9 protein-coding genes are annotated in these 13,106 nt (G+C 72.4%); 3 read left to right on the forward strand and 6 right to left on the reverse strand.

All coding sequences use genetic code 11. The features are described 5' to 3' along the window. Positions 1 to 103: 103 nt before the first annotated feature. From GA0070604_RS25465 to ettA, 3 genes are read right to left on the reverse strand one after another with little or no spacing between them, the layout of a single operon-like run. A complete protein-coding gene (locus tag GA0070604_RS25465) occupies positions 104 to 763 on the reverse strand; it encodes a DUF8185 domain-containing protein (protein ID WP_091123777.1) in 660 nt (219 codons plus the stop codon). After that, positions 760 to 1,203 (reverse strand): acyl-CoA thioesterase, encoded by a 444-nt coding sequence (locus GA0070604_RS25470; protein ID WP_091123780.1) that lies wholly within the window; start codon positions 1,201 to 1,203, stop codon positions 760 to 762. The genes GA0070604_RS25465 and GA0070604_RS25470 overlap by 4 nt, the downstream gene beginning before the upstream one ends. Before the next feature lie 13 nt (positions 1,204 to 1,216). After that, entirely contained in the window at positions 1,217 to 2,893 is a 1,677-nt protein-coding gene (gene ettA, locus GA0070604_RS25475) for an energy-dependent translational throttle protein EttA (RefSeq protein WP_091123784.1), read from the reverse strand. A gap of 317 nt (positions 2,894 to 3,210) precedes the next feature. Here ettA and GA0070604_RS25480 point away from each other — a divergent pair, with 317 nt between their 5' ends. Then, positions 3,211 to 4,611 carry an alpha,alpha-trehalose-phosphate synthase (UDP-forming) gene (locus tag GA0070604_RS25480; RefSeq protein WP_091123787.1) on the forward strand — a complete coding sequence of 467 codons (1,401 nt, stop codon included), beginning with the start codon at positions 3,211 to 3,213 and terminating at the stop codon, positions 4,609 to 4,611. Next, positions 4,608 to 7,208: a trehalose-phosphatase gene (gene otsB, locus GA0070604_RS25485; RefSeq protein ID WP_091123791.1), complete on the forward strand. Its 2,601-nt coding sequence runs from the start codon at positions 4,608 to 4,610 to the stop codon at positions 7,206 to 7,208. Before GA0070604_RS25480 ends, otsB begins: the two co-directional genes overlap by 4 nt. 134 nt (positions 7,209 to 7,342) lie before the next feature. On the opposite strand, the gene cobA is transcribed toward otsB, so the two are convergent. From cobA to cobC, 3 genes are read right to left on the reverse strand one after another with little or no spacing between them, the layout of a single operon-like run. Next, positions 7,343 to 8,587 carry a uroporphyrinogen-III C-methyltransferase gene (gene cobA / locus GA0070604_RS25490; RefSeq protein WP_091123794.1) on the reverse strand — a complete coding sequence of 415 codons (1,245 nt, stop codon included), beginning with the start codon at positions 8,585 to 8,587 and terminating at the stop codon, positions 7,343 to 7,345. Further along, positions 8,584 to 9,687 (reverse strand): nicotinate-nucleotide--dimethylbenzimidazole phosphoribosyltransferase, encoded by a 1,104-nt coding sequence (gene cobT, locus GA0070604_RS25495; protein WP_091123798.1) that lies wholly within the window; start codon positions 9,685 to 9,687, stop codon positions 8,584 to 8,586. Before cobT ends, cobA begins: the two co-directional genes overlap by 4 nt. Further along, positions 9,687 to 10,784, reverse strand: coding sequence for an Rv2231c family histidinol phosphate aminotransferase CobC (cobC, locus tag GA0070604_RS25500; protein WP_091123800.1), 1,098 nt, complete (start codon positions 10,782 to 10,784; stop codon positions 9,687 to 9,689). Before cobC ends, cobT begins: the two co-directional genes overlap by 1 nt. A 131-nt stretch (positions 10,785 to 10,915) precedes the next feature. Between cobC and GA0070604_RS25505 the strand changes: the two genes are divergently transcribed. After that, a complete protein-coding gene (locus GA0070604_RS25505; RefSeq protein ID WP_091123803.1) occupies positions 10,916 to 13,051 on the forward strand; it encodes a transglycosylase domain-containing protein in 2,136 nt (711 codons plus the stop codon). Positions 13,052 to 13,106: the final 55 nt, after the last annotated feature.

The raw sequence follows: 13,106 nt of genomic DNA on the forward strand, positions 1-13,106 counted from the left end.
CCACTTGCCTACAGTGCGTTGGATCCGAGGATGGACGGTACCCGGACAGCCGGGTTGAGGCATCCCCCCAACGGCCGCCCCAGACCGGAAGGATGAACGGGGGTCACCCGTTCGGATGAGTGATAACGGGCGTCAGGCTAAGCTCGGCGACCTTCCGCGACCAAGCGGCTCCGTACGGTCCAATCAGTCCGACCCATCGGCCGGCGATGCGTACCTGGACGTCGCCGGCGCCGAGGAAGCCCATCCGGACCAGACCCTGGACCAGCCGTTGCGGCACCTCCACCGGCACGTCCGGCGCGGCGTCCGGGGTGACCACGACCGCGACGTGGTCCAGCAACGCGTCCCGCAGCGCGCGTTGCCCCACCGCCCGGCCCGCCACACCGTGCGCGACCGCCTCGCGCAGCGTCCCGGCCGCCGCCGCGGCGATCCGGCGCACCTCCTCGGCGGGCAGCGTCTCCACCGCCCGGCTGGCCGGTGGCGGCAGCGGCCAACGCCACCCGTCGTCCCGGCGCCGGGGCAGCGCGGCCCCGCCCGCCGCCAGCTCGGCCAGCAGTTCGCCGGCGGCGACGGTGACGTCACCGGGGGCCACCCCGGTGACCGTACGGGCCACCAGGACGTCCCACGGCAGCCGGGCCCAGAGGGAGGTACGCCCCGCCCCGGGAACCGGCCGGAGCCGGACCAGGGCGGCCGGGTCCAGCCGGACCAGCCGGGCCAGGAAGGCACCCGCGTCGGCCACCCCGTCCAGCCCGTGCCCGGCGGTCATGCCGGCAGCCCCGGGGCGTACCGGAGCAGGAAGGCGCGCTCCTCCTCGGTGACCCGGCGGGGCCGCTGCGCGGCCAGGTCGTACGGGACCAGCACGGAGCGGGCCCGGCTGGCGAGCACCTCGCCGTCGTACAGCTCGTAGGCGACGGTGAACGAGGCGGCCCGCAGCTCCTCCACCCAGAGCTCGATCCGGACCGTGGGTGCCGCCTCCTCGGTGGCCCGGCCCAGCGCGTAGTCGACCGGGCGCAGGTAGTCGACCTCGTGCCGGCGGATGACCACCCCGTCGGTGAACGAGCCCACTCCCCACGCCCGGCCGCCGGTGAACATCAACGCCACCCGCGCCTCCTCGTAAAGGGTGAGGAAGCGCGCGTTGTTGACGTGCCCGTACGCGTCCAGGTCGGACCAGCGCAGCGTGCAGTGGTAGACGAACCGGTCAGACAAGGATCGACACCGGTCAGTCGCGGGTGAGCTTGCGGTAGGTCACCCGGTGCGGCCGGGCCGCCTCGGCGCCGAGCCGGTCGATCTTGTTCTTCTCGTACGCCTCGAAGTTGCCCTCGAACCAGAACCACTTGGCCGGATTCTGCTCGTCACCCTCCCAGGCCAGGATGTGCGTGGCGACCCGGTCCAGGAACATCCGGTCGTGCGAGATGACCACGGCGCAGCCGGGGAACTCCAGCAGCGCGTTCTCCAGGCTACCCAGGGTCTCCACGTCCAGGTCGTTGGTCGGCTCGTCGAGCAGGATGACGTTGCCGCCGATCTTCAGGGTCAGCGCCAGGTTGAGCCGGTTCCGCTCGCCACCGGAGAGCACCTTGGTCGGCTTCTGCTGGTCCGGCCCCTTGAAGCCGAACGCGGCGATGTACGCCCGGGACGGCATCTCCACCTTGCCCACCAGGAGGTGGTCCAGCCCGTCGGAGACCGTCTCCCAGACCGTCTTGTCGCCGGCCAGGCCCGCCCGGCTCTGGTCGACGTACGACAGCGAGACGGTCTCGCCGACCTTGACCGAGCCGGTGGTCGGCTCCTCCAGCCCGACGATGGTCTTGAAGAGGGTGGTCTTGCCGACGCCGTTGGGCCCGATCACGCCGACGATGCCGTTGCGCGGCAGCGAGAAGCTGAGGCCGTCGATCAGCACCCGGTCGCCGAAGGCCTTGGTGAGGTTGTTGACCTCGATGACGGTGTTGCCCAGACGCGGGCCCGGCGGGATCTGGATCTCCTCGAAGTCCAGCTTGCGGGTCTGCTCCGCCGCGGTGGCCATCTCCTCGTAGCGGTCGAGCCGGGCCTTGGACTTGGTCTGCCGGGCCTTGGCGTTGGAGCGGACCCACTCCAGCTCCTCGTCGAGGCGCTTCTTCATCTTGGCGTCGCGGCGCCCCTCGACGGCCATCCGGGCCGCCTTCTTCTCCAGGTAGGTGGAGTAGTTGCCCTCGTACGGGTAGGTCCGGCCGCGGTCCAGCTCAAGGATCCAGTTGGCCACGTTGTCGAGGAAGTACCGGTCGTGGGTGATCGCGATGACCGTGCCCGCGTACTTGGCCAGGTGCTGCTCCAGCCACTGCACGCTCTCCGCGTCCAGGTGGTTGGTGGGCTCGTCGAGCAGCAGCAGGTCGGGCGCCTCCAGCAGCAGCTTGCACAGCGCCACCCGGCGGCGCTCACCGCCGGAGAGCTTGGTGACGTCGGCGTCCGGCGGCGGGCAGCGCAACGCGTCCATCGCCAGCTCAAGCTTGGAGTCGATGTCCCAGGCGTCGGCGTTGTCCAGCTCCTCCTGGAGCCGACCCATCTCCTCCATCAGCTCGTCGGAGTAGTCGGTGGCCATCTGCTCGGCGATCTTGTTGAACCGCTCCAGCTTGGCCTTGGTCTCGGCGACCGCCTCCTCGACGTTGCCGAGGACCGTCTTGGCGTCGTTCAGCGGCGGCTCCTGCGCCAGCATGCCGACCGTGTAGCCGGGCATCAGCCGGGCCTCGCCGTTGCTCGGCTGGTCCCAGCCTGCCATGATCTTGAGGAGGCTGGACTTACCGGCGCCGTTCGGACCGACCACACCGATCTTGGCCCCCGGCAGGAAGTTCAGCGTCACGTTGTCGAGCACGACCTTGTCGCCGTGCGCCTTGCGCGCCTTTTCCAGGACGTAGATGAACTGGGCCACGGTGCGGGCTACCTCCGTCGGTTACGATCGCCATCTTGCGGCGCGGGCGCGGGCCGCGGTTGCGCCCGCCGCCGCCGGCCGGGAGCCGGCCACGCGCACGTCAGCGTCAATCCTGACAGGTACGCCCCGCTCCGCCCACATCGCCCCGCCACGGCGTACCGGACGGGTCCACGGAGATCGGGAATGTCAGCAAGATCACGATCACGGTTCGGCGGTTCGGGGACGGGTAGGTAAGTCCGGCACGGGGGAACAGACGCCGCAGCTACGCTCAGTACGCTCATCGCGGTGGACCCGTCAGCACCCGGAGGTGGCCGATCGTGACCGTCCGTAGCTCCTTTGTCGTAGTGGCGAACCGCCTGCCGGTCGACGAGGTGAGCACACCCGAGGGACGGCAGTGGCGGCGAAGCCCGGGCGGGCTGGTCACCGCGCTGCACCCCGTCCTCGCCGAGCACCAGGGCACCTGGGTCGGCTGGGCCGGCGGCACCGGCGCCGCCCCGGAGCCGTTCGACCTGGAGGGGATCCGCCTGCACCCGGTGCCGCTGAGCGCCGAGGAACTGGAGCGTTACTACGAGGGGCAGTCCAACGCGACCATCTGGCCGCTCTACCACGACGCGGTCGAGACGCCCGCGTACAAGCGCCGGTGGCGGGAGGCGTACCGGCTGGTCAACGCCCGGTTCGCGGAGGCCGCGGCGGATGTCGCGGCCGAGGGCGCGACGGTCTGGGTGCAGGACTACCAGCTCCAGCTCGTCCCGGCGATGCTCCGCGAGCTGCGCCCGGACCTGCGGATCGGGTTCTTCCTGCACATCCCGTTCCCGCCGATCGAGCTGTTCATGCAGATGCCGTTCCGCACCGAGATCCTGCGCGGCCTGCTCGGCGCCGATCTGGTCGGTTTCCAGCAACGGCTGGCGGCGCAGAACTTCGTCCGGCTCGCCCGGCACCTGCTCGGCCTGCGCTACGAGGGGCAGATGATCCAGGTCGACGGTCGACGCGTCAAGGCCGGCGCCTTCCCCATCTCCATCGATACGAAGGAGATGGAGCGGATGGCCGCCGACCCGACGATCCAGGCCCGGGCCAAAGAGATCCGCGAGGAGTTGGGCAACCCCCGGACGATCGTGCTCGGCGTCGACCGGCTCGACTACACCAAGGGCATCGAACTCCGGCTGAAGGCCTTCCGTGAACTCCTCGCTGACGGAAAGTTGACAGTTCCCGACGCGGTTATGGTGCAGGTCGCCACCCCGAGCCGCGAGCGCGTCGAGCACTACCAGGCACTACGGGTAAAGGTGGAACGCGAGGTTGGCCGGATTAACGGCGAATTCGGACGGGTGGGCGTGCCGGCAGTGCATTATCTGCATCAGTCGTACAGTCGCTCCGAACTCGCCGCGATGTACGTCGCGGCAGACGTCATGATGGTGACCCCGCTGCGAGACGGAATGAATCTGGTGGCCAAGGAGTACGTGGCATCGCGCGCCGACCAGGGCGGCGCGCTCGTGCTCAGTGAGTTCGCCGGCGCCGCGACAGAGCTGCGCCAGGCGTTTTTGTGTAACCCCCACGACCCCGACGCGGTCAAGGACGCGCTGCTGCGCGCCGTGCACGTCGAGAGACCGGAGGCCCGCCGGCGCATGCGGATCATGCAGCGCCACCTGCGTACCCACGACGTCGGGCACTGGGCCACGTCGTTCCTGACCGAACTCGGTGTGCCGGATGCGGAGGCCGCGTGAACCCCACCGCCACCGCCAGCCCGCACGCCGGGCCGCTGGATCCCGAGCTGCGCGCCGCCATCGGCCGCATCGCCCGCGTACCCCAGCTCCTGGTCGCCTGCGACTACGACGGCACCCTCGCGCCGATCGTCGAGGACCCGAGCAAGGCCGTACCGCTGCCCGAGTCGGTGGCCGCGATCCGGGCGCTGGCCTCGATGCCGCAGACCACCGTCGCGGTGGTCTCCGGGCGCGCGCTGCGCGACCTGGCCGCACTCTCCCGGCTGCCCAGCGAGGTCCATCTCGTCGGCAGCCACGGCTCCGAATTCGACATCGGCTTCGTCGAGCGGCTCTCCCCCGAGCTGATCGCGGTACGCACCCGGCTGCGCGACGCGCTGCGCGAGATCGCCGCGGCGCATCCGGGCATCCGCCTGGAGCGCAAGCCGGCCAGCGTCGCCATGCACACCCGCGGGGTCGACCCGCAGATCGCCGCCTCGGCCATCGAGGCGGTTCGTAACGGCCCCGCCACCTGGGCGGACGTGACCGTCACCCAGGGCAAGGAGGTCATCGAGCTGTCCGTCGTGGCCACCCACAAGGGCACGGCGGTCGACCAGCTCCGGACCCAGCTCGCGGCGAGCGCCGTGCTCTTCATCGGCGACGACGTCACCGACGAGAACGCCTTCGGCAACCTCCAGGGCCCGGACGTGGGCATCAAGATCGGCCCCGGGGACACCCAGGCCGACTACCGGGTGGCCGAGCCGATCGAGGCGGCCCGGGCGCTCGGCCTGCTGCTGGAGACCCGCCGGCACTGGTTGTTCGGCGAGCGGGCGGTGCCGATCGAGCGGCACTCGATGCTGGCCAACGGCCGGACGGTGGCGCTGGTCACCCCGGAAGCGAAGATCACCTGGCTCTGCCACCCGAAGCCGGACGCGGCGGCGATCTTCGCCGACCTGGTCGGCGGCAGTCCGGCCGGGCACTTCACCGTCGGCCCCGAGCGCGGCGGCCTCCCGCTCGGCCAGCGCTACCGCAGCGGCACGATGACCGTGGAGACCCGCTGGTCGGGCCTGACCGTCACCGACTGGCTGGACCTGCCGGCGAAGGAGACCACCCCCGACGGGCCGGCGGTCGTCACCGGCGACTCGACGCTGGTCCGGCTGCTCAGCGGGACCGGCCGGGCCCGGATCGACTTCGCGCCGCGGCCCGAGTTCGGTCAGGTCGCGGTGCAGCTCCAGCCGATCGACGACGGCCTGCTGGTGCTCGGCTCCAACGAGCCGATCGCGCTCTACTCGCCCGGCGTGGAGTGGGACGTCACCAGCGACGGGGTGAACGAGACGGCGAAGGCCGTGGTGGACCTCTCCGCGACGGGCGGGCAGGTGGTGCTGGAGCTGCGCTTCGGTACGCAGAGCCTGGAACACCACCGGTTGCCGATCCACGAGCGGCAGGCCATGGCCGAACAGCCCTGGCGGGACTGGGTGGCCGGGCTGCGCCTGCCCAACACCGCCCGCGACCTGGTCGCCCGCAGCGCGCTCACCCTGCGCGGGCTCTGCCACGAGGCCACCGGCTCGATCCTCGCCGCGGCGACCACCTCGCTCCCCGAGGAGCTGGGCGGCGTCCGGAACTGGGACTACCGCTACTGCTGGCTGCGGGACGCGGCGATGACCGCCCGGGCGCTGGTCGACCTCGGCTCGACCGAGGAGGCGGAGGCGCTGCTGCGCTGGATCGACGGCGTCGTCGAGCGCACCGGCGGGCACCCGGAGCGGCTGCACCCGCTCTACACCGTCGACGGGTACGAGCTGGGCGCCGAGGCGGTCATCGACACCCTGCCCGGCTACGCCGGCTCCCGGCCGGTCCGGGTCGGCAACCTCGCCAACCACCAGCTCCAGCTGGATGTCTTCGGCCCGGTCGCGGACCTGATCGCCGCGGTGGCGGACGCGCGTGGCTCGGTCCGCGACGACGAGTGGCGGGTGCTGGAGAACATGGTCGAGGCGGTCCGCCGCCGCTGGCACGAGCCCGACCACGGCATCTGGGAGGCGCGCCTGCCGCCACGGCACCACGTCTACTCCAAGGTGATGCTGTGGATGACCGTCGACCGGGCGCTGCACGTGGTGCGGCAGCACGGCGGTGAGGACCGGCCGGAGTGGGTGGAGCTGCGCGACCGGATCGGCGCCAACGTGCTGGAGTACGGCTGGCACGCCGACGCCGAGGCGTACAGCGTCGCGTACGGGCACGAGGACATGGACGCCTCGTCGCTCTGGATCGGCCTGTCCGGGCTGCTCCCCGGGGACGACCCGCGCTTCCTGTCGACCGTACTCAAGATCGAGGCGGACCTGCGCAGCGGCCCGGTCGTCTACCGGTACCACTGGGACGACGGCCTGCCCGGCCGGGAGGGCGGCTTCCACATCTGCACGTCGTGGCTGGTCGAGGCGTACCTGCGCACCGGCCGGCGGACCGACGCGGAGGAGCTGTTCGCCCAGATGATCGACACGGCGGGCCCGACCGGACTGCTCCCGGAGCAGTACGACCCGCTCGCCGAGCGCGGTCTGGGCAACCACCCGCAGGCGTACAGCCACCTGGGGGTCATCCGCTGCGCCCTGCTGCTGGACAACATGCTCAAGCAGTGACCTGACGGCGACGACGGCGGCCCGGGACCACATCCCGGGCCGCCGTCCTCACCCCCGCCAGCTGGGGTCGATCATGAAGTTGTGGTCGCCCGCCCGGCGTGTCGTGACAACAACTTCATGATCAACGGCGGCGGTCAGGTGTCCAGGGCGCCCACGACGTCGCCGAGCACGACGATCGCGGGTGGGCGGAGGCCGGCGGCCGCCACGTCGGCGGCGACCGCGCCCAGCGTCGAGCGGAGCACCCGCTGGGCGGCCGTCGTACCTTCCTGGATCACCGCCGCCGGCGTCTGCGCCGGCCTGCCGTAGGCGACCAGGGTCGCGCTGATCGCGGCGAGATTCTTCAGCCCCATCAGGATCACCAGGGTGCCGCGCAGGCCGGCCAGGGCGTCCCAGCGGACGAGCGAGGTCGGCGAGTCCGGCGCGACGTGCCCGGAGACCACCGTGAACTCGTGCGCCACCCCGCGGTGGGTGACCGGCACGCCGGCCACCGCCGGTACGGCGATCGAGCTCGTCACCCCGGGAACCACGGTCACCGGCACGCCCGCCTCGGCGCAGGCCAGCAACTCCTCGCCGCCCCGGCCGAAGACGTACGGGTCACCGCCCTTGAGCCGGACCACGGCCCGGCCGGCCAGGGCCCGGTCCACCAGGATCCGGTTGATCTCCTCCTGCGCGCGGGACGGACCGTACGGGATCTTCGAGGCGTCCACCAGCTCGACGTCGGGGCGCAGCTCGTCGAGCAGCAGCCCGGGAACGAGGCGGTCGGCGACCACCACGTCGGCCTCGGTGAGCAGCCGCCAGCCCCGCAAGGTGATCAGCTCGGGGTCACCCGGCCCCGCCCCGACCAGCGCCACCCGTCCGAGGGTGTTAACAAGGGGCCCCTGCTCTACCGGAGGCGTTAACAGGGGGCCCGTCCTTACCCTCAGCAGGTCGCGGACGGCGTCGCGGACGGTCATCGCGCGGCGGGGGTCGCCGCCGCCGAGCACGGCGACGGTGACCGGGCCGTGCCGGGTGACCGCCGGGGTCCACGCGGTGGCCGCTACCCGGTCGTCGGCGCGTACGCAGAAGATCCGGCGCTCGGCGGCGGCGGCGCTGACCGCGGCCGCGGCGGCCCGGTCGTCGACGGCCACCTGGACCAGCCAGGCGCCGTCCAGATCGGCGGGGACGAAGCGACGCGGCTCCCAGCGCAGCCGGCCGGCGTCGGCGTGGGCCCGTAGCGCCGGGGTCAGCTCCGGCGCGACCAGCAGGACATCCGCCCCGGCGTCGAGCAGCGCCGGCACCCGGCGGGTGGCCACCGCTCCCCCACCCACCACGACCACTCGCCGGCCGGCCAACCGCAGCCCGAGGGGGTAGGGATTCCCACGGTTCGCAGGCTCGGTCACTTCTCGACCACTCCCGCCGAGTCGAAGGTGGCCACCTCGTGCAGCACCCGGACCGCGCCGGTGACGACCGGGAGGGCGAGCAGCGCGCCGGTCCCCTCACCGAGGCGCAGACCGAGGTCGATCAGCGGGTCGAGGCCGAGGTGCCGCAGGGCCGCCGTGGCGCCCGGCTCGGCGGAGCGGTGCCCGGCGACCATCGCCCCGACCGCGTCCGGCGCGAACGCGGCGGCGGCCAGCGCGCCGCTGACCGCGATCACCCCGTCCAGCAGCACCGGCACCCGGCGGGCGGCGGCGCCCAGGATCAGCCCGGCCAGCGCCGCGTGCTCCAGCCCACCGACCGCGGCCAGCACGCCGAGCGGATCGGCCGGGTCGGGCGCGTGCCGGTCGAGCGCGGCCCGCACCACGGCGACCTTCCGCTGGTACGTCTCGTCGTCCACCCCGGTGCCCCGCCCGGTCGCCTCGGCCGGGTCGACCCCGGTGAACGCGGCGACCAGCGTGGCGGCCGGGGTGGTGTTGCCGATGCCCATGTCCCCGGTCAGCAGGATGCCCGCCCCGCCGTCGACCAGTTCCCCGGCGACCCGGATGCCGGTCTCCACCGCCGCCCGGGCCTCGTCCCGGGTGAGCGCGGCGGTGACCGTCATGTCCCGCGTACCGGCCCGCACGTTCGCCGCGACCAGCCGCGGGCCGGCCGAATCGACGGAGCGCACCGGGCCGGCCGGGTCGGCGGAGGCCGCCGGGTCGACCGGGAGCGGGGTGGCCACACCGACGTCGACCACGGTGACCGACGCGCCGGCCTGCCGGGCGAACGCGTTGACCACCGCGCCGCCGGCCAGGAAGTTGCCGATCATCTGGGCGGTGACCTCCTGCGGCCACGGGGTGACGCCCTGGGCGTACACGCCGTGGTCACCGGCGAAGACGGCCACCGCGGCCGGCTCGGGCAGCGGCGGGGGGCAGGCCCCGGCCAGCCCGGCGAGCCGTACGGAGAGGGGCTCCAGGGCGCCGAGGGAGCCGGCGGGCTTGGTCAGCCGGCCCTGGAGGTCGCGCGCCGCCACCATGGCGGTCTCGTCCAGCGGCCGGATCGCCGCCACGGTGGACTCCAACATCATGCCTCCAGGATCTCCGTCAGCACATCGACGAACGCGTCGCTCGTCGCCGGATCGCGCACCGCGATCCGCAGCCAGTCCGGGCCGAGCCCGGGGAAGGTGTCGCCCCGGCGTACCGCCCAGCCGCGCTCGCGCAGCCGCTCCCGTACGGCGGCGGCGCCGGGCCGGTGGAGCAGCACGAAGGCGCTGGCCGGGCGGCCGACCACGCGTACGCCGGGCAGGCCGGACAGGCGGGCCACCAGGTGTTCGCGGTCGGCGGCGAGCCGGGCGGCGATGGCGCGCTCGGCCGCGACGGCGACCGGGGACGCGCAGGCGGCCGCGGCGGCGAGCGCCGGGGTGGAGACCGCCCACAGCGGCTGGGCGGCGGCGAGCCGGGCGAGCAGCGGCGCCTCGCCGAGCAGGTAGCCGACCCGCAGCCCGGCCAGCCCCCAGGTCTTGGTGAGGCTGCGGACCACCACGAGACCGGGCAGGTCGCGGCGGGCCGCGAGGGACTCCGGCTCGCCGGCTACGCCGGGTGCCCCGGTGGTGTCGGCGAACGCCTCGTCGACCACGAGCACGCGACCGGGGCGGGCCAGCGCGGCAAGCAGCTCGGCCGGGTGTAGCACGGAGGTGGGGTTCGTGGGGTTGCCGACCAGCACCAGGTCGGCGTCGGCGGGCACCTGGGCCGGGTCGAGCCGGAAGTCGTCGGCCGGGTCGAGCAGCACCCGGTCGACGGCGTGCCCGGCGGCCCGCAGGGCGGCCTCCGGCTCGGTGAACTGCGGGTGCACCACCACCGGCCGCCGGGCGTCGCGCAGGGCCCGGGCGATCAGCACGAAGCCCTCGGCCGCGCCGGCGGTGAGCAGCACCTCCTCCGGGGGACGCCCGTGCCGGCTGGCGACGGCGGCCCGGGCCGGCCCGGGATCCGGGTACGCGGCCAGGTCGCCCAGGGCCGCGATCAGCGGATCGGCCAGCCAGTCGGGCATCGGGGCGCGGCGCACGTTGACCGCCAGGTCGACCAGGCCCGGGGTCGCCTCGGCGTCCCCGTGGTGTCCGAGGTCGAAATCGGCGTCCGCCGGCTCCCCGGTCACGACCGGCGGCCCGGTCAGCTCAGCACGCATGTCCGCGATCCTGCCGGGAAGCCGCCGCCGGGGACAGCGCATCCCGGCGTGGGTCGCGTCACCACGGCAGTCGGTTCGCCCGTTTATGAATTCTTCTCATTTCCGAATCGGAAATGTCATAGCTTGACCTCGTGAGCAATCGACCCCTTGCCTCCGCTGGTCGTGCCGTTCCCCTCCTCCGCGCCGGACTGATCGCCGGCATCGTGGTCGCCGCCGCGATGTATCCACTGGCCGCCCTCACCGGCATCGGCGCCAAGGCCACCGCGCACGCAGTGGAGCAGAAGACGAGCATCCTGAAGACCGCGCTACCCGCCGAGACCTCGTACCTCTACGCGCCGGACGGCAAGACGGTGCTGACGATGTTCTACGAGGAGTACCGGAAGTACACCAAGATCGAGGACATGTCCCCGAACATCCAACAGGCGATCGTCGCCGCCGAGGACAACCGCTTCTACCAGCACCGCGGCGTCGACCCGAAGGGCGTGGCCCGGGCCTTCGTGGCCAACTCCCGCTCCGGCGGAGTCTCCCAGGGTGCCTCCACGCTGACCATGCAGTACGTCCGGATGGCCCTGCGGGACAGCGCGAAAACGCCGAAGGAGGTCCAGGAGGCCACCCAGCAGACCAGCCTGCGCAAGGTCAAGGAGATGCGCATGGCGCTGGACATCGAGAAGGAGCTCAGCAAGGAACAGATCCTGGAGCGCTACCTGAACTCGGCCTACTTCGGCCACCGGGCGTACGGGATCTACGCGGCCGCGCAGATCTTCTTCTCCAAGACCCCGGACACCCTCACCCAGACCGAGGCGGCTACCCTGGCCGGCCTGGTGAAGTCCCCGTCGGAGTACGACCCGATCACCTCCGACCAGAAGGACGCCTTCGCCCGGCGCAACTACGTGCTCGACAACATGGCCCGCCTCGGCTACATGTCGCCGGACGCGGTCACCAAGGCCAAGGCCGAGCCGATCCAGCTGAAGTTGACCAACCCGCCGAACGACTGCGCCTCGATGCTGGACAAGTACAAGGCGACCTGGGGCTTCTACTGCGACTACCTGAAGAACTGGTGGAGCACCCAGCCCGCGTTCGGGGAGAACGGGCTGGAACGGATGGACAAACTACGTCGGGGCGGCTACCGGATCGTGCTCGCCCTCGACCCGAAGATCCAGGAGACGGCGGAGAAGAACGTGGGCGCCAAGGACGCCACGGGCAGCCCGTTCGCCAACGGCATCGTGGTCGCCGAGCCGGGCACCGGACGGATCAAGGCGATGGCGGTGAACCGGACCTACTCGCTCGACCTGAGCGAGAACCCGAACAGCTCCAACCCGGAGGCCGGCCCGAACATCAAGGCGAACTACCCGAACACGGTCGCGCCACTGCTCGGCGGGGGCACGCTCCCGGGCTACCAGGCCGGGTCGACGTTCAAGATGTTCACGATGCTCGCCGCGCTCAACTCCGGCACGAAGCTCTCCGACACCATCAACTCGCCGTTCAAGTACCAGTCGGCCATCTACGACGGATGGGCCCCGGTCAACGCCAGCGGGGCGATGACCGGCGTGCAGACCATGTGGTCCGGCTTCGGCAAGTCGGTCAACACCTTCTTCGTCCAGTTGGAGGAGAAGGTCGGCGCGGAGAAGGGGGTCCGCCTGGCCGAACAGCTCGGGCTGCGCTGGCGTACCGACGTGGACCGCGAACACGCCGCGCCGGGCCAGGCCAACAAGTGGGGGGCGTTCACCCTGGGCGTCTCCGACGCCACCCCCCTGGAGGTGGCCAACGCGTACGCCGCGGTCGCCGCCGAGGGCCGGTACTGCGAGGCGATCCCGGTGCTCTCGATCCTGAACCGGGACGGCACGCCGGCCATGTACAAGACGCCCGGCGGGGTGGAACGCGAGGTCGCGAAGCCGCGCTGCCGGCAGGTGGTCAGCGCGGACGCGGCCCGGGCCGCCACCGACGCCGCGCGTTGCCCGACCGGCGACACCCCGGCCAAGGGCAGCTGCGGCGGCTGGTCCACCGCCGACAGCGTCCGGGGGACGGTCGGCCGCCCGGTCGCCGGCAAGACCGGCACCACCGACAGCACCCGGTCGGCCTGGTTCGCCGGCTACACCCCGGAGCTGGCCGCGGCGAGCTTCGTCGCCGACCCGGACAACCCGTTCAACGCGGTGGGCGACGGCATGTCCCAGGTGCCGGTCGAGGCTGTGGCGAACACCCTGCGCGACGCCCTGAAGAACCAGCCCGTCCGCCAGTTCACCCCACCCTCCGACCAAATCGTCGGCTGATCCGACGACGGACCGCCCGGGGGTGCGCCCGGGTTAGTTGATCAAGAGGTTTGCG

Origin of the sequence: Micromonospora eburnea, assembly GCF_900090225.1 — a bacterium.
GTDB classification, from domain to species: domain Bacteria; phylum Actinomycetota; class Actinomycetes; order Mycobacteriales; family Micromonosporaceae; genus Micromonospora; species Micromonospora eburnea.

Excerpts from the sequence above, each read along its gene's own strand:
- GA0070604_RS25465 (WP_091123777.1), bottom strand. The coding sequence starts at position 763 with ATGACCGCCGGGCACGGGCTGGACGGGGTGGCCGACGCGGGTGCCTTC.
- cobT (WP_091123798.1), bottom strand. The coding sequence starts at position 9,687 with ATGTTGGAGTCCACCGTGGCGGCGATCCGGCCGCTGGACGAGACCGCC.
- cobC (WP_091123800.1), bottom strand. The coding sequence starts at position 10,784 with ATGCGTGCTGAGCTGACCGGGCCGCCGGTCGTGACCGGGGAGCCGGCG.